At 65.2% G+C, this 26,243-nt stretch carries 31 protein-coding genes and 1 pseudogene; 14 read left to right on the top strand and 18 right to left on the bottom strand.

Going from position 1 to position 26,243, the window contains the following annotated elements; all coding sequences use genetic code 11:
* Window positions 1-42: 42 nt before the first annotated feature.
* From K8M09_RS03860 to K8M09_RS03845, 4 genes are all read left to right on the top strand, one after another.
* On the top strand, window positions 43-396 hold the full coding sequence (locus K8M09_RS03860) for a cupin domain-containing protein (RefSeq protein ID WP_160785491.1): 354 nt from the start codon (window positions 43-45) through the stop codon (window positions 394-396).
* Window positions 397-523: 127 nt separating this feature from the next.
* Window positions 524-673: a DUF1127 domain-containing protein gene (locus tag K8M09_RS03855; RefSeq protein WP_160785490.1), complete on the top strand. Its 150-nt coding sequence runs from the start codon at window positions 524-526 to the stop codon at window positions 671-673.
* Between the two features lie 159 nt (window positions 674-832).
* A complete protein-coding gene (locus K8M09_RS03850) occupies window positions 833-1,435 on the top strand; it encodes a GNAT family N-acetyltransferase (RefSeq protein WP_160785489.1) in 603 nt (200 codons plus the stop codon).
* Between the two features lie 53 nt (window positions 1,436-1,488).
* Window positions 1,489-4,401: an EAL domain-containing protein gene (locus K8M09_RS03845; RefSeq protein ID WP_160785488.1), complete on the top strand. Its 2,913-nt coding sequence runs from the start codon at window positions 1,489-1,491 to the stop codon at window positions 4,399-4,401.
* Window positions 4,402-4,410: 9 nt separating this feature from the next.
* On the opposite strand, the gene K8M09_RS03840 is transcribed toward K8M09_RS03845, so the two are convergent.
* The 3 genes from K8M09_RS03840 to K8M09_RS03830 all read right to left on the bottom strand — a co-directional run bounded on the left by K8M09_RS03840 (window position 4,411) and on the right by K8M09_RS03830 (window position 6,478).
* A complete protein-coding gene (locus tag K8M09_RS03840; protein ID WP_160785487.1) occupies window positions 4,411-5,472 on the bottom strand; it encodes a zinc-binding metallopeptidase family protein in 1,062 nt (353 codons plus the stop codon).
* 110 nt (window positions 5,473-5,582) lie between these two features.
* Window positions 5,583-5,774, bottom strand: coding sequence for a CsbD family protein (locus K8M09_RS03835; RefSeq protein WP_160785486.1), 192 nt, complete (start codon window positions 5,772-5,774; stop codon window positions 5,583-5,585).
* Between the two features lie 98 nt (window positions 5,775-5,872).
* On the bottom strand, window positions 5,873-6,478 hold the full coding sequence (locus K8M09_RS03830) for a YqgE/AlgH family protein (RefSeq protein WP_160785485.1): 606 nt from the start codon (window positions 6,476-6,478) through the stop codon (window positions 5,873-5,875).
* 173 nt (window positions 6,479-6,651) lie between these two features.
* On the opposite strand from K8M09_RS03830, the gene K8M09_RS03825 reads away from it, so the two are divergent.
* From K8M09_RS03825 to K8M09_RS03815, 3 genes are all read left to right on the top strand, one after another.
* A complete protein-coding gene (locus K8M09_RS03825; protein WP_160785484.1) occupies window positions 6,652-7,443 on the top strand; it encodes a protein-disulfide reductase DsbD domain-containing protein in 792 nt (263 codons plus the stop codon).
* A gap of 52 nt (window positions 7,444-7,495) precedes the next feature.
* Window positions 7,496-7,981 (top strand): peroxiredoxin, encoded by a 486-nt coding sequence (locus K8M09_RS03820; protein WP_160785483.1) that lies wholly within the window; start codon window positions 7,496-7,498, stop codon window positions 7,979-7,981.
* Between the two features lie 65 nt (window positions 7,982-8,046).
* Window positions 8,047-8,340 (top strand): YciI family protein, encoded by a 294-nt coding sequence (locus K8M09_RS03815; RefSeq protein WP_229342301.1) that lies wholly within the window; start codon window positions 8,047-8,049, stop codon window positions 8,338-8,340.
* Between the two features lie 9 nt (window positions 8,341-8,349).
* Here K8M09_RS03815 and rnhA read toward each other — a convergent pair whose 3' ends face one another.
* From rnhA to coxB, 12 genes and pseudogenes are all read right to left on the bottom strand, one after another.
* On the bottom strand, window positions 8,350-8,790 hold the full coding sequence (gene rnhA, locus K8M09_RS03810; RefSeq protein WP_160785481.1) for a ribonuclease HI: 441 nt from the start codon (window positions 8,788-8,790) through the stop codon (window positions 8,350-8,352).
* Window positions 8,787-9,752 (bottom strand): homoserine kinase, encoded by a 966-nt coding sequence (locus K8M09_RS03805; protein ID WP_160785684.1) that lies wholly within the window; start codon window positions 9,750-9,752, stop codon window positions 8,787-8,789. The genes rnhA and K8M09_RS03805 overlap by 4 nt, the downstream gene beginning before the upstream one ends.
* Before the next feature lie 201 nt (window positions 9,753-9,953).
* The gene (gene ispH / locus K8M09_RS03800; protein ID WP_380734544.1) at window positions 9,954-10,955 is read right to left on the bottom strand and encodes a 4-hydroxy-3-methylbut-2-enyl diphosphate reductase; all 1,002 of its coding nucleotides are present in this window, start codon (window positions 10,953-10,955) and stop codon (window positions 9,954-9,956) included.
* Between the two features lie 9 nt (window positions 10,956-10,964).
* Window positions 10,965-11,329: pseudogene (locus tag K8M09_RS03795) on the bottom strand (DUF1304 domain-containing protein).
* A gap of 37 nt (window positions 11,330-11,366) precedes the next feature.
* Window positions 11,367-12,155: an SURF1 family protein gene (locus K8M09_RS03790; RefSeq protein ID WP_160785479.1), complete on the bottom strand. Its 789-nt coding sequence runs from the start codon at window positions 12,153-12,155 to the stop codon at window positions 11,367-11,369.
* Window positions 12,124-12,507 (bottom strand): DUF983 domain-containing protein, encoded by a 384-nt coding sequence (locus tag K8M09_RS03785; RefSeq protein WP_160785478.1) that lies wholly within the window; start codon window positions 12,505-12,507, stop codon window positions 12,124-12,126. The genes K8M09_RS03790 and K8M09_RS03785 overlap by 32 nt, the downstream gene beginning before the upstream one ends.
* A gap of 137 nt (window positions 12,508-12,644) precedes the next feature.
* A complete protein-coding gene (locus K8M09_RS03780) occupies window positions 12,645-13,520 on the bottom strand; it encodes a cytochrome c oxidase subunit 3 (RefSeq protein ID WP_160785477.1) in 876 nt (291 codons plus the stop codon).
* Between the two features lie 58 nt (window positions 13,521-13,578).
* Complete coding sequence (locus K8M09_RS03775) at window positions 13,579-14,184, bottom strand: cytochrome c oxidase assembly protein (RefSeq protein ID WP_160785476.1); 606 nt, start codon at window positions 14,182-14,184, stop codon at window positions 13,579-13,581.
* 2 nt (window positions 14,185-14,186) lie between these two features.
* Window positions 14,187-14,327 (bottom strand): hypothetical protein, encoded by a 141-nt coding sequence (locus K8M09_RS03770; protein WP_170299444.1) that lies wholly within the window; start codon window positions 14,325-14,327, stop codon window positions 14,187-14,189.
* Window positions 14,327-15,271 carry a heme o synthase gene (locus tag K8M09_RS03765; RefSeq protein WP_160785475.1) on the bottom strand — a complete coding sequence of 315 codons (945 nt, stop codon included), beginning with the start codon at window positions 15,269-15,271 and terminating at the stop codon, window positions 14,327-14,329. The genes K8M09_RS03770 and K8M09_RS03765 overlap by 1 nt, the downstream gene beginning before the upstream one ends.
* A 187-nt stretch (window positions 15,272-15,458) precedes the next feature.
* On the bottom strand, window positions 15,459-17,126 hold the full coding sequence (gene ctaD, locus K8M09_RS03760) for a cytochrome c oxidase subunit I (RefSeq protein WP_160785474.1): 1,668 nt from the start codon (window positions 17,124-17,126) through the stop codon (window positions 15,459-15,461).
* 18 nt (window positions 17,127-17,144) lie between these two features.
* Window positions 17,145-18,029 carry a cytochrome c oxidase subunit II gene (coxB, locus tag K8M09_RS03755; RefSeq protein ID WP_160785473.1) on the bottom strand — a complete coding sequence of 295 codons (885 nt, stop codon included), beginning with the start codon at window positions 18,027-18,029 and terminating at the stop codon, window positions 17,145-17,147.
* Window positions 18,030-18,452: 423 nt separating this feature from the next.
* Between coxB and K8M09_RS03750 the strand changes: the two genes are divergently transcribed.
* Window positions 18,453-18,983, top strand: coding sequence for an invasion associated locus B family protein (locus K8M09_RS03750; protein ID WP_229342142.1), 531 nt, complete (start codon window positions 18,453-18,455; stop codon window positions 18,981-18,983).
* Between the two features lie 8 nt (window positions 18,984-18,991).
* On the opposite strand, the gene K8M09_RS03745 is transcribed toward K8M09_RS03750, so the two are convergent.
* Window positions 18,992-19,315: a type II toxin-antitoxin system PemK/MazF family toxin gene (locus K8M09_RS03745; RefSeq protein WP_160785472.1), complete on the bottom strand. Its 324-nt coding sequence runs from the start codon at window positions 19,313-19,315 to the stop codon at window positions 18,992-18,994.
* Complete coding sequence (locus K8M09_RS03740) at window positions 19,312-19,533, bottom strand: antitoxin MazE family protein (protein ID WP_160785471.1); 222 nt, start codon at window positions 19,531-19,533, stop codon at window positions 19,312-19,314. Before K8M09_RS03740 ends, K8M09_RS03745 begins: the two co-directional genes overlap by 4 nt.
* A 186-nt stretch (window positions 19,534-19,719) precedes the next feature.
* On the opposite strand from K8M09_RS03740, the gene tldD reads away from it, so the two are divergent.
* Window positions 19,720-21,135: a metalloprotease TldD gene (gene tldD, locus K8M09_RS03735; RefSeq protein WP_160785470.1), complete on the top strand. Its 1,416-nt coding sequence runs from the start codon at window positions 19,720-19,722 to the stop codon at window positions 21,133-21,135.
* An 81-nt stretch (window positions 21,136-21,216) separates the two neighbouring features.
* Window positions 21,217-22,293 carry a polysaccharide deacetylase family protein gene (locus K8M09_RS03730; protein WP_229342140.1) on the top strand — a complete coding sequence of 359 codons (1,077 nt, stop codon included), beginning with the start codon at window positions 21,217-21,219 and terminating at the stop codon, window positions 22,291-22,293.
* Between the two features lie 34 nt (window positions 22,294-22,327).
* Here the strand turns inward: K8M09_RS03730 and pdxH are convergent, their stop codons facing one another.
* Window positions 22,328-22,948, bottom strand: a complete 621-nt coding sequence (gene pdxH, locus K8M09_RS03725; RefSeq protein WP_160785469.1) for a pyridoxamine 5'-phosphate oxidase — start codon at window positions 22,946-22,948, stop codon at window positions 22,328-22,330.
* A 44-nt stretch (window positions 22,949-22,992) separates the two neighbouring features.
* Here pdxH and K8M09_RS03720 point away from each other — a divergent pair, with 44 nt between their 5' ends.
* From K8M09_RS03720 to K8M09_RS03705, 4 genes are all read left to right on the top strand, one after another.
* Window positions 22,993-23,448 carry an RT0821/Lpp0805 family surface protein gene (locus tag K8M09_RS03720; RefSeq protein ID WP_229342139.1) on the top strand — a complete coding sequence of 152 codons (456 nt, stop codon included), beginning with the start codon at window positions 22,993-22,995 and terminating at the stop codon, window positions 23,446-23,448.
* A 102-nt stretch (window positions 23,449-23,550) separates the two neighbouring features.
* Window positions 23,551-24,633: a DnaJ C-terminal domain-containing protein gene (locus K8M09_RS03715; RefSeq protein WP_160785468.1), complete on the top strand. Its 1,083-nt coding sequence runs from the start codon at window positions 23,551-23,553 to the stop codon at window positions 24,631-24,633.
* A 186-nt stretch (window positions 24,634-24,819) separates the two neighbouring features.
* Entirely contained in the window at window positions 24,820-25,638 is an 819-nt protein-coding gene (gene fabI / locus K8M09_RS03710) for an enoyl-ACP reductase FabI (protein ID WP_160785467.1), read from the top strand.
* A 19-nt stretch (window positions 25,639-25,657) separates the two neighbouring features.
* Window positions 25,658-26,239: a histidine phosphatase family protein gene (locus K8M09_RS03705; RefSeq protein WP_160785466.1), complete on the top strand. Its 582-nt coding sequence runs from the start codon at window positions 25,658-25,660 to the stop codon at window positions 26,237-26,239.
* Window positions 26,240-26,243 lie beyond the last annotated feature (4 nt).

Genomic DNA, 26,243 nt, shown 5'->3' with positions numbered 1-26,243 from the left:
GCCCGCCCGTCCTCGTGGCATGTCCGAACGAGAGGAAACCCCATGGAAAAGATCGCCGCCCTGCTCGACCGCGCCGAGTGGGCCGAAAGGCCCGATGCCTGGAAGGGCGAATTCGACGGCAAGCGGTTCGGCACGAACGTCTCGGTGATCTTCTACACCACGGACGAGGTCGGGCGCGGCCCGCGGCTCCACCGGCATGCCTATGACGAGGTCTTCATCGTGCGCGAGGGCCGCGCGCTCTTCACGGTGGGCGACCGGCAGATCGAGGCGGTCGCGGGACAGATCGTCTTCGGGCCGGCCAACGTGCCGCACAAATTCGTCAATCTCGGCCCCGGCCGGCTGGAGACGACCGATATCCACGTGACGCACACGATCGCGCAGGAAGACCTGGAATAGCGTTTCTGCCTCCATCTTGGGCACTCTGGCGATCGCCATGCGCAAAACGCATGCCTCTGCTGCAAGCTTATGCATTTTCACCAATCCGGCGATCGCATACATAGTGGCCAACCCAAAGGAGCTGACCATGAACATCATCGCAAAGATCAAGAAGAACGCCGCCGACCGTCGCGCTGTCCGCGAACTGAACGCCCTCGACGACCGCGCCCTGCAGGACCTCGGCATCTCGCGCTCGCACATCCAGTCCGCCGTCAAGGGCTTCCTGGTATTCGGCTGATAGGATCGCCTCGGCACTCTTCACGCCTCCCGTGAATCGAGCGCCGACATCCTTCATGACGTAACCCGCCGCAAGGCGGGTTTTGTCTTTTCAGGCCACAGCATTTGACGCCGTGGAACCTGCTGGCATAGTCTTGCGGGAAGGTGCGCGGAGGATTGCATGGCACGGTCGGTTTTTCGGTTTCTGTCCCGGCAGTCCGACACGGTCGAGCTGGCCGGCGACCGGCATCTCCTGCGCCTTCCCCGCTTTCAGGACTATCGCCAATGGTATGCGCTGCGCTCGGAAAGCCGGCGCTTCCTCGAACCCTGGGAGCCGACCTGGCGGAACGACGAGCTGACCGAAAGCGCCTTCCGCACCCGCGTCATCCGCAACGAACAGGAATTTTCCTCCGGCCAGGCCGTGCCGCTGCTCGTGTTCGCGCGCGCGGCAGGCGGGGAAGCAACGCTGCTGGGCGGGCTGACCATCGGCTATATCCGGCGCGGGGCGGCGCAATGCTGCATGATCGGCTATTGGATGGGCGAGCGGCATGCCGGACAGGGGCATATGTTCGGCGCCCTCAATCTCGCCATTCCCTATATCTTTTCGAGCCTTCAGTTGCACCGTATCGAGGCAGCCTGTATTCCAGACAACACAAGAAGCATCCGTCTCCTTGAAAAGGCCGGCTTTCGACAGGAAGGCTACCTTCGGGAGTATCTGAAGATAAACGGGGAGTGGCGCGACCACGTGATGTTCTCGCTTCTGGCAGCCGACAGGCAGCCGTGAGCGGCGCGGTGGACGCGGCAGGACTGGGCAGACCTAAGGACAATGCACTTTCAATGACGTCTCCATCCGTGCCGCAAGCGCTCTCCGCCAGCCGGCTCATCGCCCTCATCCTCCTGACGGCGGTGCTGCTCGCCGGCCTGTTCTCGGGCCGCGCCTTCGCCGTCGAGCCGGTCAAGATTTCCCGTGACGACACCGCGTTGGACCTGACCGCCACCACGGAAATCTATACGGGCCGGGGCGAAGCCTTCCAGATTTCCACCGCGCCCGGCACGGACGGCATCGTGCGCCGCATCGAGGTGCGCGCGACCTCCGACACCCATCAGGGCGACTGGGCCGTCTTCGCGCTCGCCAACGTTTCCGAAGAGCAGATCGACCGCCTGATCGTCGCCCCGCATTTCCGCCTCGTGCAGTCGGGCCTGTTCTGGCCGGATCTCGGGGCAAAGCGCATCATCTCCATTACCCCGAGCGAAGGTTTTGCGCTCGACCGCCAGCCGAGCGAGGAGGCGGACGTCTTCCGCATCACGCTCAACCCCGGCACGGTCGTCACCTTCGTCGCCGAACTGGCGACGCCCGATCTACCGCAGATCTATCTCTGGGCGCCGGACGCCTACAAGGACACGGTCAACGCCTTCACGCTCTATCGCGGCATCGTGCTCGGCATCGCCGGCCTGCTCGCCGTGTTCCTCACCATCCTCTTCGTGGTGAAGGGCACCTCCATGCTGCCGGCGACGGCGGCGCTCGCCTGGGCGGTGCTCGGCTATATCTGCGTCGACTTCGGCTTCCTCTCCAAGCTCATCTCCATCACGGCGGGGGACGAGCGCATCTGGCGGGCGGGAACCGAGGTGTTCCTGGCGGCGGGCCTCGTCGTCTTCCTCTTCACCTATCTCAACCTCAACCGCTGGCACGCGCATCTCTCCTACGCGACGCTCGCCTGGGTGCTCGGCCTTGCCCTTCTCTTCGGCGTGGCGATCTACGATCCGCCGATCGCCGCCGGCATCGCCCGCCTCTCCTTCGCGCTGACCGGCACGGTGGGCATCGTGCTCATCGCCTATCTCGGCTTCAACCGCTACGACCGCGCCATCCTGCTCGTGCCCGCCTGGGCGCTGATCCTTGTCTGGCTGTTCGGCGCGTGGCTGACGGTGACGGGCCAGCTCAACAACGACATCATCCAGCCCGCGCTCGGCGGCGGCCTCGTGCTGATCGTGCTCCTCATCGGCTTCACGGTGATGCAGCACGCCTTTGCCGGCGGGGCCTATAGCCAGGGCCTGTTCTCCGACCTCGAGCGCCAGTCGCTGGCGCTGACCGGCTCGGGCGATACGGTCTGGGACTGGGACGTGGCGCGCGACCGCGTCGTCACCATTCCCGACATCTCCATCCAGCTCGGCCTTGCCCCCGGCGTCATGCACGGCCCGGCGCGCAACTGGCTGCCGCGCCTGCACCCCGACGACCGCGACCGCTTCCGCGCCACGCTCGACGTGCTGCTGGAGCATCGCAAGGGCCGGCTCAACCATCAGTTCCGCGTGCGTGCCGAGGACGGCCACTATCACTGGCTCTCGATCCGCGCCCGGCCGGTGCTGGGCGCGAACGGCGAGATCATCCGCTGCGTCGGCACGATCATCGACATCACCGAGCAGCGCAACTCCGTCGACCGGCTGCTGCAGGACGCGCTGCACGACAACCTGACGGGCCTGCCGAACCGCCAGGTCTTCCTCGACCGTCTGCAATCGATCCTGTCGCTCACCGCCAGTTCCGACACGGTGCGCCCGACGGTGCTGACCATCGACATCGACCGCTACAAGCAGGTCAACGACGCGCTCGGCATCGCCGCCGGCGACAATATCCTCATCGCGCTGACCCGCCGCCTGCGCCGCCTCCTGAAGCCGCAGGACACGCTGGCGCGGCTTTCCGGCGACCAGTTCGGCCTCATCCTCGTTTCCGAGCGGGACCCCGCCAAGGTGGCGGACTTCGCCGATGCGGTCAGCAAGGCGATCATGGTGCCGATCAATTTCGGCGGCCGCGAGATCATCCTCACCGCCTCCATCGGTCTCGTTTCCTGGGTGGACCAGCAGGAGGATGCGCCCGGCCTGCTCAACGACGCGGAACTTGCCATGTACCGGGCCAAGAAGGCCGGCGGCAACCGCGTGGAGCCGTTCCGCCCCGCCTTCCGCACCTTTGGCGCGGACCGGCTGCAGATCGAGACGGACCTTCGCCGCGCCATCGAGCGCAGGGAACTCTCCCTCGTCTACCAGCCGATCGTGCGCCTGCAGGATGCCGAGATCGCCGGCTTCGAGGCGCTGATGCGCTGGGACCACCCCAAGCGCGGCAATATCTCGCCGGCCGAGTTCATCCCCATCGCGGAAGCCTCCGACCTCATCAACCAGCTCGGCCTCTTCGCCTTCGACAAGGCGGCGAGCGACCTGATGGACTGGCAGATGCAGACCGGGGACCTGCCCGTCTTCGTCTCGGTCAACCTCTCCAGCGCCCAGCTTCTCAACAACGAGCTCTACAACGACGTGCGCGCGGCGCTCGCCCGCACCCGCTGCGAGCCGCGGAAGCTGAAGCTGGAACTCACCGAATCCGTCGTGATGGAGAACCCGGAACAGGCCCGCCTCATCCTCTCGAAACTGAAGGATGTCGGCCTTGGCCTCGCGCTCGACGATTTCGGCACGGGCCACTCCTCGCTGTCCTATCTCACCCGCTTCCCCTTCGACACGATCAAGATCGACAAGGCGCTGGTCTGCGACGGCACGGACAAGCGCACGGTGCTGCTGCGCTCCGTCATCTCCATGGCGCGCGAACTGGACATGCAGGTGGTCGCCGAGGGCATCGAGTCCGAAGAGGATGCCGTGGAACTCGGCAATATGGGCTGCGAATTCGGCCAGAGCTACCTCTTCGGCCCGCCCATCGGCTACGACTCGGTGCTGCGCCTGCTGAAGGAACGGTTTCCGCTGATGAAGCGGGCGTAAGAACGCCCGCTAGCTCCCTGCCCCGCGCACCAGCCGGTTGATGAAATCCAGCTTCTCCACCACCGGCGGCGGCAGGAGGAAGGGGTAGCTGTCGGGCTGGCCCATGGAGCGCTGGATGGCGTTCATGGCGACGGAGAGGGGAATCCAGGCTTCGACGAGGCGGCCCGCATTCGGGGCGTGGTAGGGGTCGAAGGTGACTTCGGCTTCGAGTTCCTCGTGACCCTTCGGATCGGTGTTGAGGCCGAAGGCGCGGGCGGTTTCCAGCGTGTCGACGATGTGAAGGAAATGCGCCCAGCATTCGGCGAAATCCTCGGCCGGATGGCAGCTTGCATAGGTGCTGATGAAACGGTCCTGCCAGTCCGCCGGCGGCCCCTCCTCGTAGTTGCGCCGGAGGGCGGCGGCATAGTCCTCGCGCTCGTCGCCGAAGAGGCGGCGGGCTTCCTCCAGCGTGGCCGGGTCGCGAACGAGTTCCTTCCAGTAGAAATGCCCGATCTCGTGGCGGAAATGGCCGAGCAGCGTGCGGTAGGGTTCCCCCATGGAGACGCGCACGCTTTCGCGCACCGCATCGTCGGCTTCCGCCGCGCGCAGGCTGATCAGGCCGTCCTCATGCCCGGTCATCGCCGCGGCGACGACGTTGCCGCCGGCATCCAGTTCGTCCGCCAGGAAATCGAAGACGAGGCCGCCATCCGGGTTCTCCTCGCGGGTCGGATGCGGCAGGCGCCAGCGCAGGATGGAGTAGAAAAGATGCCGCTGGGCGGCGCCGATGCGCCGCCAGCGCTCCAGTCCCTTCGGATCGGTGGTCGGCACGATGCGGTTATGGCGGCAGACCGCGCAGAAGACCTGCGGGTCGCCGGCCGGCAGGATCCAGTTGCAGATATCGTGCGCCGCATTCGCGCAGAAGCGATAGAGGCCACCCTGCGGCACGATCCTCCATCCCCCCTCGCCTTCCGGCGTCAGCGCGTGCAACATCCCGTCCTCGGCCCGGAAGCCGAGGGATGCGCCGCAACGTATGCAGAGGCGGTTGTCGAAATGGATCGTCTGGCCGCAGGCGGCGCAGGTGAAGAGCTTCATGTCATTCCCGGGTGATGCGGTGACCTTCGGCGGGATATCCGTATTGCCGTCGGCGATACGGATATCCGCTTTTCACGATGGCGGGATGACGGAGGGTCATCCCGGCCGGCTCAGAGCCGGTCGATTGCGCTCTTCACCGCATCCTTGGCCTTGCCGACGGCCTTCTGGGTCTTGCCCTTGGCTTCCTGAACAGCGCCTTCGGCGCGAAGCTTCGGGCTGTCGGTGGCCTTGCCGGCGGCCTGTTTGGCCTTGCCTGCCAGTTCGTTGGCCGTGCCCTTGATCTTGTCGCTCGTGCTACCCACGGTCATGCTCCTTGTTAAGGCGCCGTCGTTGACGCCCCCGCACAACGGCGCGCGGAGCCACAAGTTCCCGCATGCGGGGAGAAAATCGGAGACTGCGCTCAGGCGTGCCCGGCCTCGCGGGACAGCATGGCGGGCGTGATGCCCATCAGGCCAAGGGCGCGCTCATATTTGCTGTCGAGATTGGTGTCGAAGATCAGCTCTTCCTGCGCCGGGCAGGTCAGCCAGCCATTGGCGCCGATCTCATTCTCGATCTGCCCCGCGCCCCAGCCCGCATAACCGAGCATCATGAGGCCGCGCTGTGGGCCGCGCCCGCGGGAGATGGCGCGCACTATATCGAGCGTCGCGGTCAGGCAGATGTCGTCGCTGACGGGAATGCTCGATTCCGAAAGATAATCGTCCGAATGCAGGACGAAGCCGCGCCCGCTCTCCACCGGCCCGCCGCAGCGGATGGGGAAATCGAGCGTCGCGCCCGGCAGGCGGATCACCTCGTCCTCGCCGAGCAGGTCGAGATGCAGCAGCACGTCGGAGAAGCTCAACTGCTGCGGCCGGTTGATGACGAAGCCCATGGCTCCGTCCTGCGAATGGGCGCAGATATAGACGACGGTGCGGGCGAAATTGGCGTCGGCCATGCCCGGCATGGCGATCAGGAAATGACCGTCAAGGAAGCCGCGTTCTCGTTTGTTTTTCAGAACCGACATAGCCATAATGCAGATAGCCTACCAATTCGCCGCCAAATGAAAAGCGTTCTTTTCGCTGAGCGAGGCGGGCCGGCCCTGCGAAACGGCTATGGCGCGAAGGCCGGCGATCAAGCTTTTATGATCGGCCCGTGCGATCTTGCCGCTGGAAAGCGGCAACGCCCGGCGGTAGACATGATGGCATGAAACGTCTGCAAACCGCTGCCCTGGCATTGCTTTTCATCAATTCCGCAGCCGCCGCCGCGACCTCCGAATGGGTCGAGACGCCGGGCGGAGATGTGCGCCTCGTGGCGCTTCCCGCGAGCGACGACGGCTCCGTGCGCGCCATGCTGGATATCCGCCTGCATGACGGCTGGAAGACCTATTGGCGCGATCCGGGCGGCAGCGGCATCCCGCCGTCCATCGCCGTCAGCGGAGCGGAGCTTCTTTCCACCGGCTTTCCCGCGCCCAAGCGGCTCGGCGACGAGGCCACGCATTACATCGGCTACGACAAGCCCGTGCGCCTGCCGCTCACGCTCGGCAAGGCGACGGGCGAGGCGATTTCCGCCACCGTCTTCCTCGGCGTGTGCAAGGATATCTGCATTCCCGTACAGGCGGAGCTGACGGTGGACGCCTCCGGGGAGAGCTTCGCCAACCCGCTCGAGGAGACCGCGATCGCTGCTGCCGAGGCATCGCTGCCGCAGGGCGCGAGCGATGGCTTCAAGCCGCTCGACGGCCGCTGGGCGGCGGACGGCAAGAGCGTGACCGTGCGCTTTGCGGCCCCGGCGGACGGGGCGATGCCGGATGTCTTCCTCTCCGGCACATCGGGCTTCGAATTCGGTGCGGCCGCCCCGGCCCGACGCGAGGGCGAAGCCTTCGTCGCCGAGGTGCCGGTGTTGCACAGGCCGAAGGTCTTCGACCTTGCAAAAGACCCGATCCTGCTGACCGTACGCGCCGGGGACCGGACGATGGAAAGCCCGCTTGCCATCGACTGACCCTCCCCTATAGTGCCGCGGCAAGCCATTTCGCTGACACAGGAGAGACGCCGTGACCATTGCCGTTGGAGACAAGCTGCCCGACCTCAAGCTGAAGGAGCGCACGCCGGACGGCCCCGTCGATATCTCGACGGACGATCTCTTCAAGGGCAGGCGCGTCGTGCTCTTCGCCGTACCGGGCGCCTTCACGCCCACCTGCTCGCTGAACCACCTGCCGGGCTATCTGGAAAACCGCGACGCGATCCTCGCGCGGGGCGTGGACGACATCGCCGTCGTCGCCGTCAACGACCACCACGTCATGGGCGCCTGGGCGACCTCGACCGGCGGCGCGGGCAAGCTGCGCTTCCTCGCCGACTGGGATGCCGCCTTCACCAAGGCGCTCGGCATGGAGATCGACCTTTCCGCCGGCACGCTCGGCGTGCGCTCCAAGCGCTATTCCATGCTCGTCGAGAATGGGGTGGTGAAGACGCTGAACATCGAGGAAAGCCCGGGCCAGGCGACCGTTTCGGGCGCTGCGGCGATGATCGAGCAGCTTTGAGCCGAACGGGGCCATGGCGGAAACGCCGTGGCCCGCTTCCCGCCGTGGAGAGCGCCGTGCCGCCGATCTATGTCGCCATTCTCACCTATGTCCGGCCGCTCGAAGAAATCGACCGCCATGTCGAGACCCATATCGAATGGCTGCGCCGGCACTATGCGGACGGCACTTTCCTTCTCTCCGGCCGGCGCGTGCCGCGAACCGGCGGCGTCATCGTGACGCGCGGCGAGAGCCTCGAAGCAGTCGAGGCGCTTCTGAAGACCGATCCCTTCCAGCAGCACGGGCTTGCGACGGTCGATATCATCCCGCTACAGGTCGCGATGGCGGCCGACGGGCTGAAGGAGATGTTGCTGGGCGTGTGAGAAGGGTCGTCAGCCCTTCTTGAACGGGGCCATGCCCTTGCGCGCCAGTTCGTCGGCGCGCTCGTTTTCCGGGTGGCCGGCATGGCCCTTGACCCAGTGCCATTCGACCTTGTGGCGCAGGCGCGCGGCATCGAGCGCCTGCCAGAGATCGCCGTTCTTCACCGGCTTCTTGTCCGCCGTCTTCCAGCCGTTCTTCTTCCAGCCGAAAATCCATTTCGAAATGCCGTCCATGACGTATTTCGAGTCCGTGTAGAGATCGACCTCGCAAGGCGTCTTGAGCGCGGTGAGCGCGCTCATCGCGGCCGTCAGTTCCATGCGGTTGTTTGTGGTCTCGGCCTCGCCGCCGGACATTTCCTTCTCGACCTCGCCATAGCGCAGCACCGCGCCCCAGCCGCCGGGACCGGGATTGCCCGAGCAGGCGCCGTCCGTGAAAATATCGACATGCTTCATCGGGAAAGACCGTATTCCGCGGGGTTGGCGACCTGGCGGTGGAAGCGCAGCTTGCGCAGATATTCCAGCGGGTCCTTCTTGACGACCAGCGCGCCGGGCGGGGTCATCAGCCAGTCATAGAGCCGCGTCAGGAAGAAGCGGATCGCCGAGCCGCGCGACAGCAGCGGCAGCGCGGCCGCCTCTTCAGGCGTCAGCGGGCGAACGCTCTCGTAGCCTTCGAGCAGCGCCATGCCCTTGGTCAGGTTATACGAACCGTCCTTCTCGAAGCACCAGGCATTGAGGCAGGTGGCGACGTCATAGGCGAGGATATCGTTGCAGGCGAAATAGAAGTCGATCAGGCCCGAGAGTTCGTCGCCGATGAAAAAGACGTTGTCGGGGAAGAGATCGGCGTGGATGACGCCTGTCGGCAGGTCCTTCGGCCAGTGCGCTTCGAGGAAGGCGAGTTCCCCGGCGATTTCGTCCTGCAGGCCCGCTTCCACCTCGTCGGCGCGGTCGGCGGACTTGTCCCAGAGCGGCCGCCAGCCGCCGACGGAAAGCGCGTTGGCGCGGGTGATGCCGAAGCCTTCGCCGGCAAGATGCATCGCAGCCAGCGCGCGGCCGACCTCGCGGCAATGTTTCGCCGCCGGTTTGCGCAGCCACATGCCCTCGAGGAAGGTGATCATGGCGGCCGGGCGGCCGGAAAGTTCGCCGAGCAGCGCGCCGTCGTTGCGCGGCAGGGGCAGCGGGCAGGAAAGGCCCCGTTCGGCCAGATGGTGCATCAGGCCGAGGAAGAACGGCAGGTCGCCCGGATCGACGCGCTTTTCGTAGAGCGTCAGGATGAAGGAGCCTGCCGTGGTGTGCAGCAGGAAATTGGAATTCTCCACGCCCTCGGCAATGCCCTTGTAGGAGAGCAGCGTGCCCGCGTCATAGGCGGTGAGGAAGCGGGAAAGATCGTCTTCGGTGATATCGGTATAGACGGCCACGGCGGGTCTCAGGCTTGATGGGTTGGATCGGTCGGTCGGGTTGGTGCGGTGCATCGCCCCTCACCTGCCTGCCGGCATCCTCTCCCCGTAAACGGGGCGAGGAGCGATGGGCGCGCCGTTCTGCCCCTTCTCCCCGCCTGCGGGGAGAAGGTCGCGGCAGCGGGATGAGGGGCAGGGCCGCAGATAACGCGGTTCACGGCCTCACTCCCCATTCACGAAGGCCATGTCGGCGGAGGTGAGCTCGATGTTGCGCAGCTCGCGGTTGACGAGGAAGTGCTCGTTCTCCTCGACCGTATCGGCAAGCTCCACCACCGCATTGTAGCGCGCGCGGAACGCCTCGATGATCTCGTTGACGATGACCTCGGGTGCCGACGCACCGGCCGAGAGGCCGACGGTGCGGATGTCGCCGATGGTCTCCCAGTCGATCTCGGAGGCGCGCTGGACGAGCACGGATTTCGCCGCGCCGGCCCTGAGCGCCACTTCGACGAGGCGCTTGGAGTTGGACGAGTTGGGTGCGCCGACAATGAGGAAGAGGTCGCAGCCGGGCGCGGCCTGCTTGACGGCCTCCTGCCGGTTTGTCGTGGCGTAGCAGATGGAATCGGCGGCGGGGGCCGTGAGATTCGGGAAGCGCTCGTGCAGGCGCTTGATGACGCCGGCCGTATCGTCCACGGAGAGCGTCGTCTGGGTGACGAAGCCGAGATTGTCCGGGTCCGGCGGCGTGTAGCGGTCGGCGTCCTCGACGGTCTCGATCAGGTCGACGGAGCCTTCCGGCAGTTGCCCCATCGTGCCGATGACCTCCGGGTGGCCGGCATGGCCGATCAGGACGACATGGCGGCCAAGGCGCTGGTGGCGCATCGCCTGCTTGTGGACCTTGGAGACGAGCGGGCAGGTCGCGTCGAGATAGAAGAGGTTGCGCGCTTCGGCATCCTCGGGAACCGACTTCGGCACGCCATGGGCGGAGAAGACGACGGGCTGCTGGCGGTGCGCCTCGGGAATTTCGTGCAGTTCCTCGACGAAGATCGCGCCCTTGGCTTCCAGCCCCTCGACCACATAGCGATTATGCACGATCTCGTGGCGTACATAGACCGGCGCGCCATAGGCCTTCAGCGCCAGCACGACGATCTGGATCGCGCGGTCGACGCCGGCGCAGAAGCCGCGCGGGCCGCACAGCCTGATGGTCAAATCCGGTCGGGTTTCAGTCATGCGCATCGGTTATCCGGCAATGAGGACGGCGACAAGGGCGATGGCCGCGGGAAGCGCCTGGATGACGAAAATCTTCCGCGAGGCCGTTGCGCCCCCATATAGGCCGGCGACCACGACCGCGCCAAGGAAAAACAATTTGATCTGCCAGGCGAAGGCCGGATCGGGATGGACGGCGACCAGAAGAGGCCGGCGGCGAGGAAGCCGTTATAGAGGCCCTGGTTGGCGGCGAGCACCTTCGTCGCTTCCGCCTGCTCCGGCGTCATGCCGAAGGCCTTGCGGCCCTTCGGCGTCGTCCAGAGGACCATTTCCAGGATGAGGATATAGACGTGTTCGAGCGCGACCAGCGCGACGAGTATGGTTGCGAGTGCCTGCATGCCGATCTCCCCGGAGCTTTCCTCTTCCTACGGCATTTCAGGGCGTCGGGCGATCACCTTTTCGCCGCAAGAGCGCGTAGAGGCCGACGCCGACCAGCGCCGCGGCAAGGCCGTACCAGGTGACGGCATATTGCAGGTGGTTGTTCGGCAGGTCGAACTGGGTGACGGCGCCGATCGGCAGGCCCTTGGGGTTCGGCGCATCGCCCGCATCGACGAAGAAGGGCACCAGCCGGTCAGCGGGAATGCCGGTGCTGGAGGCCATCGCGTCGAGGTCCTTCCAGTAGAAGATGTTCTTGGCAAGGTCGTTCTCCGGCACGATGGAGGACGGCTTTTCGGCAAGCCGGGCGCGGGCAAGGCCCGTCACGGTCTGCTCGCCGGTGAGCTGGCCCTGCTTGCGCATTTCCGGTTCCTTCGCCTCGTAGGGCGTAAAACCCCGGTTGACGAAGAGGAAGCGGCCATCGGCAAGCTGCAGCGGCGTATAGACGTGATAGCCCGTCTGGCCGCGCCAGGTGGCGAAGAAATGGCGCTCCTTGTTGTTGGCGAAGACGCCGGAGACGGTGACGGGGCGATAGTCGATATCCTCGCCCTTCTTCGCCATCGCCTCGATCGCGGCGAGCGTGACGGGCGCTGCCGCGCGCCGCGCGGCCATGTCGGCCAGAAGCTGTTCCTTCCAGTGAAGGCGCTGCACCTGCCATGTGCCGAGCGAGAGCAGGATGGCGAGCGAAAGGATGAAGGCGACCACGGCAGCGGCCACCCTGCCCCCGCCCGCACGCGGCCGCTCGCTGGCGGGCGCCTCAGCCACGGTCGATTTCGCCCGGCCGGGCATTGTTGCGGTATTGCAGGGCGATCAGCACGCCCTTGAGGACGCGCATAAGCCCGAGGCCGAACACGATGACGGCCGGAATCCACAGGAGGAAATGCAGCCAGAGCGGCGGGCTGTAATTCACCTCCAGCCACAGCGCCGCCCCGACGACGACGAAGCCGACGATGAGCAGCACGAAGACGACCGGGCCGTCCCCCGAATCGGCGAAGGAATAGTCCAGCCCGCAGCTCGCGCAGGCCGGCTTCACCTTCAGCATGCCATCGAACAGCTTGCCCTGGCCGCAGCGCGGGCAGCAGCCCCGCGCACCGGCGCCGAAGGGATCGACGGGAGGGAAGAGGGCCTTGTCGTCATCCATGATCGCATTCCGTGAAAGGTATCGCTGCAGCTATACATCGCCGCCCCGGCCCTCGTCCAACCGAAAGGCCGCGACAAAGACGCCCAAAGAAAAACGGCCGCATCGCTGCGGCCGTCTCGAAATCGTATCCTGAAGGATCAGCCGTGAACCGGCGCGCCCCAGCCACCCCAGATGTAGATGGAGAAGAAGAGGAAGAGCCAGACGACGTCGACGAAGTGCCAGTACCAGGCGGCGGCCTCGAAGCCGAAGTGCTGCTTGGGCGTGAAGTCGCCGCGCAGGGCGCGCACGAGGCAGACGATCAGGAAGATCGTGCCGACCAGAACGTGGAAGCCGTGGAAGCCGGTCGCCATGAAGAAGGTCGCGCCGTAGATCGAGTCCTTGAAGGCGAACGGAGCGTGCGCGTATTCGTAGCCCTGCACGAAGGAGAACAGGATGCCGAGGGCGACGGTGAGCGCGAGGCCGTTGACGAGGCCCTTGCGGTCGTTGTGCAGCAGGGCGTGGTGCGCCCAGGTCACGCAGGTGCCCGAAAGCAGCAGGATGATCGTATTGTAGAGCGGCAGGTGCCAGGGATCGAGAACCTCGATGCCCTTCGGCGGCCAGACGCCACCCGTATGCGCCACGCGGGCGGCCTGGATGGCTTCGCCCGGGAAGAGGCTGGCGTCGAAGAAGGCCCAGAACCAGGCGACGAAGAACATCACTTCCGAAGCGATGAACATGATCATGCCGTAGCGCAGGTGCAGCGAGACGACGCGCGTATGGTGGCCCTCATGGGCTTCCTTCACCGTGTCCGCCCACCAGGCGTACATGGTGTAGAGCGTGATCACGAGACCGATGAAGAAGATCCACGGCGTAGCGACGTTGAGGCCGAACAGGTGGAACGTACCGCCCGACAGCCAGCGCATGTAGCCGATGCCGCCGAACGCCAGGACGAAGGCGCCGATGGAGGCGAGCAACGGCCACGGGCTGGGGTCGATGATGTGGTAATCGTGTTTCTTCTGGTGCGCATCGGCCATGTGACTTATCCCCAATGTATCGCGTTCAGTTCCCGGCATAGCCGGAAACGCATGTCTTTCAAAGTTTGTTCGCGTCGTCCGCCTTCCCATCCGCAGCCGAAGCCACCGGCTTCGACGCCTCATGCGGATAGAAGGTGTAGGACAGCGTGATCGTGTGAATGCCCTTCGTCTCGACCGGCTCGACGATCGCGGGATCGACGAAGAAGACGACGGGCATTTCCATTTCCTCGCCCGGCTTCAGCGTCGTTTCGGTGAAGCAGAAGCACTGGACCTTGTTGAAATAGGCGCCGGCGGCCTGAGGCGTGACGTTGAACGTCGCCTGCCCGGTCGTCGGCGTGGAGGCGTTGTTGCGCGCCTTGTAGTGGACCTGAACGGTCTCGCCGATCCGGATCTCGATCTCGCGCTGCACCGGCTCGAAGGTCCAGGGCAGGCCCGGGCCGACATTGGCGTCGAAGCGCACCTTGATCTTGCGGTCGAGAATGACGTCGGAGGCCTGCTCGACGCGCTGCGTCGTGCCGCCGTAGCCCGTGACCTTGCAGAACATTTCGTAGAGCGGCACGGCGGCATAGGCCATGCCGACCATGCCGATGACGAAGGCGCAGCACAGGGCGACGATGGTGCCGTTGCCCAGCCTGCTCTTCTCGGTCTTTTCAGTCCCGCTCATGCTCAGCCCGCCATTCCGTTGGAGAACTTGACGAGCGTGACGACGTAGAAGAGCACGACGAGGCCCAGCAGCACCGCGCCGAGCGCGATGTTGCGGCCGCGACGGGCCTTCTTCTGGCTTTCCGTGAGATTTACCGTTTCCATTACAGTACCCATCCGAATGATGCGATCAGGTGGTCGAGCATCAGCCCGGAGAAGATCGCGAACAGATAGACGATGGAGAAGGCGAAGAGCTTCTTGGCCGGCACCATCGCGCGGTCACCCTCCGGCATGCGCAACACGCCGATGGAATACCACACGAAGCCGAGGCCGAGCGCTGCGGCAAAGAGACCGTAACCGAAGCTGGCGAAACCGAGGACGGTCGGCACGACGGCGATGAGGGCGGTCAGCACGGCGTAGATGAGGATCTGCACCTTGGTGGTGGCTTCACCCGAGACGTTCGGCAGCATCGGCACGCCGACGGCGTCGTAATCGCGCATCTTGAAGAGCGCGAGCGCCCAGAAATGCGCCGGGGTCCACAGGAAGGTGATGAGGAAGAGCACGACGCTCTCGATGGAGACGCCGCCGGTAACGCAGGCCCAGCCGATCATGGGCGGGAAAGCGCCGGCCGCGCCACCGATGACGATGTTCTGCGGCGTCGAGCGCTTCAGCCACATCGTATAGATGACGGCGTAGAAGAAGATGGTGAAGGCGAGCAGGCCGGCGGAGAGCCAATTGACCGCAAGACCGAGGATCACGACCGAGAAGGCGGAGAGCGTCAGGCCGAAGGCGAGCGCTTCTTCCGGGCGGATGCGGCCGGAGGGAATGGGACGCTTGGCGGTGCGGGTCATGACCGCATCGATATCGGCGTCGTACCACATGTTCAGGGCACCGGATGCACCGGCGCCCACGGCGATACAGAGGATCGCGATGGCGCCGATGAACGGGTTGATCGTTCCGGGCGCGACGACGAGGCCGGCAAAGGCCGTGAAGACGACGAGCGACATGACGCGCGGCTTCAGAAGCTCGAAGAAATCACGCGGCGACGCTTCGGAGAGGTAGACCTCGCCGCCGCCCGGGACCGTTTCGTGATGCTCGATGACCGCCATGTTGTTTCCGTCGTGTTTGGCCGGGTTCGCCCAGCCTTCCCAGAGTTCTATCCGGTTCAAACCGAACCGGATAGAACTCTGGATTTCTTTGTTTTCGTTTGTCTTTTCGGAAAAAGCGGTTCCCACTTTTCCCTGACAAACTCCAGAAGTGGAGCCGCCGTCGCCGGCGGCCCCGTATTCGATGATCTTACTTGATCTTCGGGAGCTGTTCCCACTGGTGGAACGGCGGCGGCGAAGAGAGCTGCCATTCCAGGGTGTTGGCACCCTCGCCCCACGGATTGTCGCCGGCGACGCGCTTCTTGGCGAAGGCTTCGAAGACGCCGAAGAGGAAGATCAGGACAGCGACGGCCGAGATGTAGGAGCCGTAGGACGATACAGCGTTCCAGCCGGCGAATGCGTCCGGATAGTCGATGTAGCGGCGCGGCATGCCGGCAAGGCCGAGGAAGTGCTGCGGGAAGAAGATCAGGTTCACGCCGACGAACATGACCCAGAAGTGCAGCTTGCCGATGAACTCGGAGTACATGTAGCCGGTCATCTTCGGGAACCAGTAGTACCAGGCCGCGAAGATGGCGAAGACGGCGCCGAGCGACAGAACGTAGTGGAAGTGGGCAACCACGTAGTAGGTGTCGTGCAGGGCGCGGTCGAGGCCGGCATTGGCGAGCTGGACGCCCGTAACGCCGCCGACGGTGAACAGGAAGATGAAGCCGATCGCCCAGACCATCGGGGTCGTGAAGCGGATGGAGCCGCCCCACATCGTCGCGATCCACGAGAAGATCTTGATACCCGTCGGGATGGCGATGACCATCGTGGCGAACACGAAGTAGCGCTGCGTGTCGAGCGACATGCCGACCGTGTACATGTGGTGCGCCCACACGACGAAGCCGACGGCGCCGATGGCGACCATGGCGTAGGCCATGCCGAGGTAGCCGAAGATCGGCTTGCGCGAGAAGGTGGACACGATGTGGCTGATGATGCCGAAGCCGGGCAGGATCAGGATGTACACTTCCGGGTGACCGAAGAACCAGAACAGGTGCTGGAAGAGGATCGGGTCACCGCCGTTTTCCGGCGCGAAGAAGGCCGTGCCGAAGTTGCGGTCCGTCAGCAGCATGGTGATGCCGCCTGCCAGAACCGGCAGCGAGAGCAAGAGCAGGAAGGCGGTGATCAGAACCGACCAGGCGAAGAGCGGCATCTTGTGCAGCGTCATGCCCGGAGCGCGCATGTTCAGGATCGTGGTGATGAAGTTGATCGCGCCGAGGATCGAGGATGCGCCGGCGATGTGCAGGCCGAGGATCACGAAGTCCATGGCCGGGCCGGGCTGGCCCGCGGTCGAGAATGGCGGATAGATCGTCCAGCCGCCGCCCGCGCCATAGGCGCCTGCCGGGCCTTCGACGAACATCGAGAGAAGCACGAGCAGGAAGGCCGGGATGATCAGCCAGAAGGAGATGTTGTTCATGCGCGGGAACGCCATGTCCGGCGCGCCGATCATGATCGGAACCATCCAGTTGGCGAAGCCGCCGATGAGGGCCGGCATGACCATGAAGAAGATCATGATGAGCGCATGGGCCGTCGTGAAGACGTTGAACATGTGCTTACCGCCGTCGATGGCGGCGTCGCCCTCGAAGCCGTAGACCATCTGGGCGAGACCGTGGAAGATCTGGATGCCCGGCTCCTGTAGTTCCATGCGCATGACCACCGACAGCGTACCGCCGATGAGACCCGCACAGATAGCGAAGATGAGGTAGAGGGTGCCGATGTCCTTGTGGTTGGTCGAGAGGAACCAACGCTGGAAGAAGGTAAGCGGCTTGTGTTCGTGGTGATCGTGGTGATCGCCGTGGGCAGCGGATGTTCCGGCCATGGTCTGACTCCCTAGGTATTACTGCGCGGCGTTCTGGGCGACGTCTACGGACTTAGCCGCACCGTCGACCGACGCCATCAGGGCCTTGTTTGCATCGCCGAGATTGGTCGCGGCGGCAGCAAGCCAGGTATCGTACTTTTCCTGCGAGACGACGCGGATGGCGATCGGCATGAACGCATGGTCCTTGCCGCACAGCTCGGAACACTGGCCGTAGAACAGGCCTTCGCGGTCGGCGCGGAACCAGGTCTCGTTCAGGCGGCCCGGAACGGCGTCGATCTTGATGCCGAAGGACGGCATCGCGAAGGCGTGGATCACGTCGGCGGCGGTGACGAGGAGGCGAACATGCTTGCCGACCGGAACGACGAGTTCGTTGTCGACGGTCAGAAGGCGCGGATAGACAGCCTTGTCTTCCTTGCCGGCGGCGGCGCGGTCCGCATCCTGCAGGAGCAGGCTATCGAAGGAGAGCGGCGCTTCGCCGACCTGATACTCATAGCCCCAGTACCACTGGTAGCCGGTGGCCTTGATCGTCAGTTCCGGCTCTTCGGTCGGCGCAAGCTGCTTGGTGAGGAGCTGGAAGGACGGGATGGCGAGAGCAAGGAGAATCAGGACCGGACCGAGCGTCCAGATGATTTCGATGAGGGTGTTGTGGCTGGTCTTGGACGGAACCGGGTTCGCGCGTTCGCGGAACCGCACGACGACGATGATCAGCAGGACGAGAACGAACAGGGTGACCGGTACGATGAACCAGAGTGTGTACTGCTCGAACCACCGGATCTCTTCCATGATCGAGGTCGCAGCGGGCTGGAGGCCCCTCTGCCACTCGACCGGCTGGTCAGCGAAGGCGGTCGAAGCAAAGAGCAGACAGCCGATGGCGGCCAGAACTGCAAAAGCTTTGTTTTTCACAACATGTCTCCCCAAGGCGTTTGATCGGGATCAAACAGATGCGCAGAATCCCTGCTATACTGAGTGCTTAAAATCACAGTTTCATGCTCGCCGCAACCGCCATGGGCGGCACCCCGTGCGGCATTTTTGCGCAAACGCAAAGGCTCGGGGCCTATCCCCACAGTTTCTTCATAATTGCCTATAGCATGAAAGGTTTGGCCGCGGGAGCCTTGCCCGCCCCTGCCCTGCCGCCCGGCCTTCTCGGCCATGCGCGCAGCGCGCCTTGCCGGCGTTCCCTGCCGGTCCCTATTTATAATGTATCGCCACATGCGGCCCACGGTCCAATTTCCGCCTTCAATCAATCGGAAATGAGCGCCCGGGGCTTTTCATTTAGCCCCCGCCTATTCAAAGATACCGCGACTGATTCGAGATTCCGAGGTTTTCATGGGTTTTGCTTCCCTTTCCCGGCTGTCCCGGGCGGCACTCGGCGCTGCCGTCCTGGGATTTGGCGCCGCAGCGCTTCCGTCCCTTGCGGCGGCACAGCAGCCCGGCACGGTGAAATCCAACCACGGCGCATGGTCCATCGTCTGCGACCAGCCGGCCGGCGCGTCCGGCGAACAATGCGCCCTGATGCAGAACGTGCTTGCCGAGGACCGGCCGGAGCTGGGCCTGTCGGTCGTGGTGCTGAAGACCGCCGACCGCAAGGCGAAGATCCTGCGCGTGCTCGCCCCGCTCGGCGTGCTGCTGCCGAACGGCCTCGGCCTCAATGTCGACGGCAAGGATATCGGCCGCGCCTATTTCGTGCGCTGCTTCTCCGACGGCTGCTATGCGGAAGTCGTGCTGGAGGAAGAACTGCTGAAGACCTTCCGCTCCGGCGCGACGGCCACCTTCATCGTCTTCCAGTCGCCCGAGGAAGGCATCGGCATCCCCGTCGACCTCAAGGGCTTCGGCGAAGGCTACGACGCGCTGCCGTAACGGACCTCTCAGGCAAATCCCAGGAAAAGCGCGAGACTGCGGGAAACCGACGCCATGGTCTCTGCATCGAGCCGGCCGATGGTCTCGCCGATCTTTTCGCGCCGGATCGTCATGGCCTTATCGACCATGACCTGCGACGATTTCTTGAGGCCATTCAGCGCGTCCGGCTCGACGGGGATACGCAGCAGCGGCGCATCCTGATAAGTGCCGGAAACGAGCAGGACCGTCACCGTCGCCGCCTCCGAAAACAGGTCCGACTGGATGATCAGCGCCGGGCGCGGCTTTCCGAAATCCCCCGGGATTGCGACGGTGACGAGATCGCCGCGCTTCACGTATCGGAGCCGACAAGATCGAGGAAGGCGGCATCCAGCAGGCCGTCGAGATCGCGGTCGTCCACCTCGGCCGCGGCGATTATCCGCGCCTGCCGCGCGCATTCCTCCGCAAAGCCGCCGCGGCGCGTATCGGGCAACCACATCTGCACCGGCCGCAAGCCGTTCGCACGCAACGCGTCCCGGCGCTTCTGCACTCTTTCGTTGACAGCCTTCGGCATCGACAAGCCCTCCGATATCGTTACATGTAACATAGTGCGCAAGCGGGAGAGCGTCAAGTTTTCCCGCGATACGCAAGTCCAAACTTGCCGTCCCCTCCTCCCGTCTCTACATGAAGAGAGACCTGACCGGAGCGCCTTCGCCCCAAGCGATGCGCAAGCGCTTCCCCTTCTTGCCCGGAGCCTGCCATGAACACCGACCTTCTCTCCCTCTTCGACGCCGACGAGGCGTCCGTTCAGGCGGTGTTGCGGGATACGCTGAAGAGCGCGGATGACGGCGAGCTGTTTCTGGAACACGCGCAGGCCGAGTCGCTTTCCTTCGACAACGGCCGCCTCAAGGGCGGCAGCTTCAACACCGACCAGGGCTTCGGCCTTCGCGCCGTCGCGGGCGAGGCGGTGGGCTACGCCCATTCCGGCGAGATGACCCTTGCCGCGCTGAAGCGCGCGGCGGATGCGGCCGGCGCGGTGACGCGCGGCCATGCCGGCGACTATGCCGATGCCCCCGTCGGCACCAACCGGCGGCTTTACTCCGAGGACAACCCGATCGGCGCGCCGACCTTCGAGGAGAAGGTGGCGCTCTTGACCGAGATCGACGCCTATCTGCGCGACAAGGACCCGAAGGTGCGGCAGGTCACGGCGTCCGTTGCCGCAAGCTGGCAGGTCGTCAACATCCTGCGCGCCGATGGCCACCGCGTCACGGACGTGCGGCCGATGACGCGCATCAACATTTCCGTCGTGGCCGGCCAGGGCGACCGGCAGGAGACCGGCAGCTACGGTGTCGGCGGGCGCACGACCTTCGACGCCTTCCTGACCGGGGAAAGCTGGCGGGCGGGCGCCGACGAGGCGCTGCGCCAGGCGCTCGTCAATCTGGAAGCCGTCGAGGCGCCGGCGGGCACGATGGACATCGTGCTCTCCAACGGCTGGCCCGGCGTGATGCTGCACGAGGCCGTGGGCCATGGCCTCGAAGGCGATTTCAACCGCAAGAAGACCTCGGCCTTCGCCGGGCTGATGGGCGAACAGGTGGCGGCCCGGGGCGTCACCGTGGTCGACGACGGCACGATCGACAATCGCCGCGGCTCCATCACCGTCGACGACGAGGGCACGCCCTCGGCCTACAACGTGCTGATCGAGGACGGCAGGCTGGTCGGCTACATGCAGGACCGGCAGAACGCCCGCCTGATGGGCATGAAGGCGACCGGCAACGGCCGCCGTCAGGGCTATGCCCACCGCCCCATGCCGCGCATGACGAACACCTACATGCTCTCCGGCGACAGGACGCCGGAGGAGATCATCGCCTCGGTAAAGAACGGCCTCTATGCCGTCTCCTTCGGCGGCGGGCAGGTGGATATCACCTCCGGCAAGTTCGTCTTCGGCTGCACGGAAGCCTATCTCATCGAGAACGGCAAGGTGACGGCCCCGGTCAAGGGCGCCATGCTGATCGGCAACGGGCCGGACGCCATGCGCCGCGTCTCGATGATCGGCAACGACACGAAGCTCGACACGGGCATCGGCAATTGCGGCAAGGCCGGCCAGTGGGTGCCGGTCGGCGTCGGCCAGCCGCACCTGCGCATGGACCAGATCACCGTCGGCGGCACGAAGGCCTGACCGCCCTTCCCGCCCTGCCACAGGAAAGCCGTCGTTAACGCCTCGGATACCATCCGGGTGCGATAACGGCCGCGAGAAACCATGCAGGAAGACGAAGACGACATGCCGATCCGCAGCGTCATGCGACAAGGGCTGAAGCGCGCCGTGATCACCGGCGGGCTGGAGTTCGCGCATCTGGCCGGGCGCGCCGGGCTGATGGCCTCGGCGCGCGGCATGGGCGCGATCTTCACGCTACACCACGTACGGCCGAGAACGCCGCAGGCCTTCGATCCCAACGCGCATCTGGAGATCACGCCGGACTTCCTGGACGCGGCGATCGAACACCTGAAGGACGAGGGCTACCAGTTCGTGGCGCTGGCCGACATGCCGGCGCGCCTCGCCATCGCCCGTGCCGGCGAGCGCTTCGCCGCCTTCACGCTCGACGACGGCTACCGCAACAACGCGGTGCATGCCCAGCCGGTCTTCACCCGCCACAAGGTGCCGTTCACCGTCTTCGTCGCGCCCGGCCTAGCCGGCAAGACGCACGGCATCTGGTGGGAAACGCTGACGGACCTGCTGCGCGCCGTCCCACATCTGGAATTCGACTTCGGCTCCGGGCCGGTCATCCTGCCGCTCGCCACGCCCTTCCAGAAACAGGCGGCCTACAACCGCTTCGTCCGCTTCATCCAGTCGGACATGGACGAGGCCGCCGCCATCGCGCGCCTCGACACGGCGGCGAAGGCGCACGGCATCGATCCGCTGACGATCACCGAACGGCTCGTCATGCGCGAGCCGGAGCTGAAGAGCCTCGTGCTCAACCCCCTCGCCTCCATCGGCGGCCATACGGTGAGCCACCGCGCGCTCGCCCGCCTTTCCGATGAGGAGGCCCGCCGGGAGATGGACCAGTCGGCCGAGCGCATCGCCGCCATTACCGGCCAGCGCCCGGAAACCTTCGCCTATCCCTATGGCGACCGCGCCGCCGTCTCGCCCCGCGAGCACCGCCTTGCGCGGGAACTGGGCTTCCGCGTCGCCGTGACCACGGAGCCGGGCACGATCCTGCCCCGCTCCTTCGACGCGCCGACCGCCCTGCCGCGCATCTCGCTCAACGGGCTTTACCAGAAGCCCAAATATGTCGGGGCGCTCGCCTCGGGCATCCCGTTCCGCCTGATGCGGCGATAGGTCGGGGGCTTTCGCCCCCTGCCATACCCTTGATTTACGGATACATCCGCACCTTCTCCCACCCCCTGCCGTCTTCCGCGCGGCGGAATTCCACGCGGTCGTGCAGGCGGAAGGGGCGGTCGTGCCAGAACTCGATGGAGACGGGCTTCAGGCGGAAGCCGGACCAATGGGCCGGGCGAGGAATGTCGCCGATGGCGTAGCGGGCCGTGTATTCGGCGACCGCCTTTTCCAGCGCGAAGCGGCTTTCCAGCGGCCGCGACTGTTTCGAGGCCCAGGCGCCGATGCGGCTGCCGCGCGGGCGCGAGGCGTAATATTCGTCGGCCTCGGCATCCGTGACGATCTCGATATCGCCGCGAATGCGCACCTGCCGGCGCAGCGACTTCCAGTGGAAGCACATCGCCGCCTTGCACGCGCCAAGGATTTCCACGCCCTTCCGGCTCTCGAAATTCGTGTAGAACACGAAGCCCCGCTCGTCGAAACCCTTCAGGAGAACCATGCGCACATTGGGCAGCCCCGTCTCGTCGACGGTGGCGAGCGCCAGCGCGTTGGGATCATTGGGCTCGGATTTACCGGCGTCATCGAGCCAGCTTCCGAACAGGGCGTAGGGTTCGTTTTCCTCGGTGAAGTCACCGCTTGTTAACGCATTCTCGCTCATATTTGAATCAATGCCGATCTATCTAGCTGTATGAGGCAGTCTGGTTGAAAGACATAACAAAGACGCGACCGGAGACAAAGCCAAACTGGACGCGCCGCCTGGGGTTCCTCGCCGTCATGATGTCCGGCGTCGTGCTTTCCGGCTGCATGAGCGGTCTTGACCTGTTCTCCTCCGACAGCAACGTCGACACGACGGTGCGCACCAATACCGTGCCGAACGGCAACACGGACCGTCTGACCGACGAGATCACCGTGCGCAACGCTGTGTCCTCGGCCGATCTCGCGCGGGCGGGCGGCAACCCCATTCCCTGGGCGAACTCCGCCTCGGGCAGCGCCGGCGTGATCAGCAGCATCGCGGAAAACCAGGACGGCGCGGGCCGCACCTGCCGGGATTTCGTGACCACCAAGCACTCCTACCAGGGTATCGCCAGCTTCACCGGACGCACCTGCATGGGCAATACCGGCGAATGGCTTCTGCTCGCCTTCGACCGGCAGGGATGAGCCCTTTTCAGGCGCGTTTGCACTTTCTCAACCCTGACCCGTAACCGCCGGTTAGGACGTTCATCGATACCATGGCCGGCGAAACGGAAACGGGTGGAAGTTATGCGTGATCCCTATGCGGTTCTCGGCGTGAAGAAAAATGCGGGGCAGGAGGAAATCAAGGCCGCCTGGCGCTCGCTGGCGAAAGCCGTGCATCCCGACCAGAATCACGACGACCCGCTCGCGACCGTGCGCTTCACCGAGGCCGGCCGCGCCTACGATCTCCTGCGCGACCCGGACAAGCGCAGCCGCTACGACCGCCAGCAGCGCGAGGCAGAGCTACGCCGCATGGAGCAGATGCGCCGCCAGCAGGCCGAGCGCAAGGCGAGGGCCGAGGCCCCGCGCATGTCCGGCGAAGACGCCGAGGACATGATCGCCCGCATCTTCGGCGTCGATTCCCGCGGCCAGCAGGCCGATGCGAAGCCGCAGGCCCGCCCCCAGCCGCAGGCTCAGGCTCAGGCTCAGGCCCAGGCCCAAGCGCAGACACAGGCTCAAGCGAGCGCCGCCCCCGCCCAGGACGCCCGCAAGGCCGTCGAGGACCCGGTATCCGAGGAGACCGCGTCGGCCCGGGCCAGCGCGCCGGCCTCAGCGCTCATCTCCGCCATCATCCGCCGCATCCGCGGCAGCCGCGCCAAGGTCGAGAAGGCCCCGGATCTTGCGACCGAGATCACGGTGACGGTCGAGGACATCCTGAACCGGGTGCGGCCGACCATCGAGACGCCCGAGGGCCAGACGATCCGCGTGCCGATCGGCGCGGGCACGACCGACGGCCAGGTGATCCGCCTCAAGGAAGCGGGATACCGCATCGACAATCTCAAGCGCGGCGACGCCGTCGTCACCGTGCGCGTCGCGCCCGGCCGCTTCCGCGTCGACGGCTTCGATCTGAAGGTCGACCTGCCGGTGACGATCGAGAACGCTGTGCTCGGCTGCGAGACGACGATCGAAGGACCGGCCGGTCCCCTCTCCGTCACCGTGCCGGCCTGGTCCGGTTCCGACCAGACGATCCGCATCGAGGGCGAGGGCCTGACGAAGGAGAACGGCGAGCGCGGCGACCTGATCGCGGAAATCCGCCTTCTCCTGTGGGAAAAGCCGGATGCCAGGATGATCGACCTGATGCGCTCGCAGCGCGAAGGGCTTTATCTTTAATCGATTGTATGACGCCCGGGTGAAACATGCACCCATTGTTACGAATGCTAACAGTTCCTGAAGCTGCGCGCGCTTGAACCGCATTGCGGGCTATGCCATAGGCAATCCCGACTTGTTTCATGCAGTTCCGATTGCGAGGCCGTTTCCGGCCTTTGCGGAAGTGCTCTAGGTATCAGGGGGCAAACCATGGTTCAGGCATCCGGTCTGATGAAGGGCAAGCGCGGCGTCATCATGGGCGTCGCAAACAATCGTTCCATCGCCTGGGGCATTGCGAAGGCCATCCACGCGCAGGGCGGCGAGATCGCCTTCACCTATCAGGGCGAAGCGCTGAAGAAGCGCGTGGAGCCGCTGGCGGCCGAAATCGGCGCCGTGCTGGCCGGCGACTGCGACGTCTCCGACGAAGCGTCCATCGATGCGGTCTTCGACAATGTCGAGAAGATGTGGGGCAAGATCGATTTCATCGTTCATGCCATCGGCTTCTCCGACAAGGACGAGCTGACGGGCCGCTATGTCGACACGACGCCCGGCAACTTCGCCAAGACGATGCAGATTTCGGTCTATTCCTTCACGTCGGTCGCCCGGCGCGCGGAAAAGCTGATGACCGACGGCGGCGCGATGCTGACGCTGACCTACTACGGCGCGGAAAAGGTCATGCCGAACTACAACGTCATGGGCGTCGCCAAGGCCGCGCTCGAGGCGAGCGTGAAGTACCTCGCCGTCGACCTCGGCCCGAAGAACATCCGCGTCAACGCCATCTCGGCCGGCCCGATCAAGACGCTGGCCGCCTCCGGCATCGGCGACTTCCGCTATATCCTCAAGTGGAACGAGTACAACGCGCCGCTGCGCCGTACCGTCACCATCGAGGAGGTGGGCGATGTCGGCCTCTACCTCCTGTCGGACCTGTCGCGCTCCGTCACGGGCGAGACGCACCATGCCGACAGCGGCTACCACGTCATCGGCATGAAGGCCGTGGACGCGCCGGACATTTCCGTCATCAAGGACTGACGAACTTCAGGGACCCGCCTTGCTCATCTACATGATCCGACACGGCCAGACCGCGTGGAATGCAGAGGGCAGACTGCAGGGCCAGAAGGACATTCCGCTGAACGACACCGGCCGCAGCCAGGCGGCCGGTAACGGCCACGCCCTCAAGGGCATTCTTGGCGACACCGTTTCCGATTTCGACTTCGTGGCAAGCCCGCTCGGGCGCACGCGCGAGACGATGGAAATCCTGCGCCGCGCCATGGGCCTTCCTCCCCTCGCCTACCGCACCGATCCGCGCCTCGTCGAAGTCTCCTTCGGCGACTGGGAAGGTCATACGCTCGCGGAACTCAAGGTGGAGACCCCCGAGCGCGTGGAAGAGCGCGCCCAGGCCAAGTGGAACTTCATCCCGCCGGGCGAGGCCGCCGAAAGCTACGAAATCCTCTGCTGGCGCATCGGCTCGTTCCTGCGCGACACGACGCGGCCGACGGTCTGCGTCAGCCATGGCGGCGTTTTCCGCGCGGCCTTCCGGCTGAATGGCATGGATGAGGAAGAGGCGGCCAACACGCCGATCCACCAGGACCGTATCCTGCGGCTGGACGGCGCCGGCATGCACTGGCTCTGACGGA

The organism is Shinella zoogloeoides (assembly GCF_020883495.1).
In the GTDB taxonomy this organism is placed as follows: domain Bacteria; phylum Pseudomonadota; class Alphaproteobacteria; order Rhizobiales; family Rhizobiaceae; genus Shinella; species Shinella zoogloeoides.
This window is presented reverse-complemented; position numbering and strand designations above follow the sequence as displayed.

Coding starts and splice junctions, on each gene's coding strand:
- K8M09_RS03860 (WP_160785491.1), top strand. CDS start 43: ATGGAAAAGATCGCCGCCCTGCTCGACCGCGCCGAGTGGGCCGAAAGG.
- K8M09_RS03855 (WP_160785490.1), top strand. CDS start 524: ATGAACATCATCGCAAAGATCAAGAAGAACGCCGCCGACCGTCGCGCT.
- K8M09_RS03850 (WP_160785489.1), top strand. CDS start 833: ATGGCACGGTCGGTTTTTCGGTTTCTGTCCCGGCAGTCCGACACGGTC.
- K8M09_RS03845 (WP_160785488.1), top strand. CDS start 1,489: ATGACGTCTCCATCCGTGCCGCAAGCGCTCTCCGCCAGCCGGCTCATC.
- K8M09_RS03840 (WP_160785487.1), bottom strand. CDS start 5,472: ATGAAGCTCTTCACCTGCGCCGCCTGCGGCCAGACGATCCATTTCGAC.
- K8M09_RS03830 (WP_160785485.1), bottom strand. CDS start 6,478: ATGGCTATGTCGGTTCTGAAAAACAAACGAGAACGCGGCTTCCTTGAC.
- K8M09_RS03825 (WP_160785484.1), top strand. CDS start 6,652: ATGAAACGTCTGCAAACCGCTGCCCTGGCATTGCTTTTCATCAATTCC.
- rnhA (WP_160785481.1), bottom strand. CDS start 8,790: ATGAAGCATGTCGATATTTTCACGGACGGCGCCTGCTCGGGCAATCCC.
- ispH (WP_380734544.1), bottom strand. CDS start 10,955: ATGACTGAAACCCGACCGGATTTGACCATCAGGCTGTGCGGCCCGCGC.
- K8M09_RS03790 (WP_160785479.1), bottom strand. CDS start 12,155: ATGCCCGGCCGGGCGAAATCGACCGTGGCTGAGGCGCCCGCCAGCGAG.
- K8M09_RS03785 (WP_160785478.1), bottom strand. CDS start 12,507: ATGGATGACGACAAGGCCCTCTTCCCTCCCGTCGATCCCTTCGGCGCC.
- K8M09_RS03780 (WP_160785477.1), bottom strand. CDS start 13,520: ATGGCCGATGCGCACCAGAAGAAACACGATTACCACATCATCGACCCC.
- K8M09_RS03775 (WP_160785476.1), bottom strand. CDS start 14,184: ATGAGCGGGACTGAAAAGACCGAGAAGAGCAGGCTGGGCAACGGCACC.
- K8M09_RS03770 (WP_170299444.1), bottom strand. CDS start 14,327: ATGGAAACGGTAAATCTCACGGAAAGCCAGAAGAAGGCCCGTCGCGGC.
- K8M09_RS03765 (WP_160785475.1), bottom strand. CDS start 15,271: ATGGCGGTCATCGAGCATCACGAAACGGTCCCGGGCGGCGGCGAGGTC.
- ctaD (WP_160785474.1), bottom strand. CDS start 17,126: ATGGCCGGAACATCCGCTGCCCACGGCGATCACCACGATCACCACGAA.
- K8M09_RS03750 (WP_229342142.1), top strand. CDS start 18,453: ATGGGTTTTGCTTCCCTTTCCCGGCTGTCCCGGGCGGCACTCGGCGCT.
- K8M09_RS03740 (WP_160785471.1), bottom strand. CDS start 19,533: ATGCCGAAGGCTGTCAACGAAAGAGTGCAGAAGCGCCGGGACGCGTTG.
- tldD (WP_160785470.1), top strand. CDS start 19,720: ATGAACACCGACCTTCTCTCCCTCTTCGACGCCGACGAGGCGTCCGTT.
- K8M09_RS03730 (WP_229342140.1), top strand. CDS start 21,217: ATGCAGGAAGACGAAGACGACATGCCGATCCGCAGCGTCATGCGACAA.
- pdxH (WP_160785469.1), bottom strand. CDS start 22,948: ATGAGCGAGAATGCGTTAACAAGCGGTGACTTCACCGAGGAAAACGAA.
- K8M09_RS03715 (WP_160785468.1), top strand. CDS start 23,551: ATGCGTGATCCCTATGCGGTTCTCGGCGTGAAGAAAAATGCGGGGCAG.
- fabI (WP_160785467.1), top strand. CDS start 24,820: ATGGTTCAGGCATCCGGTCTGATGAAGGGCAAGCGCGGCGTCATCATG.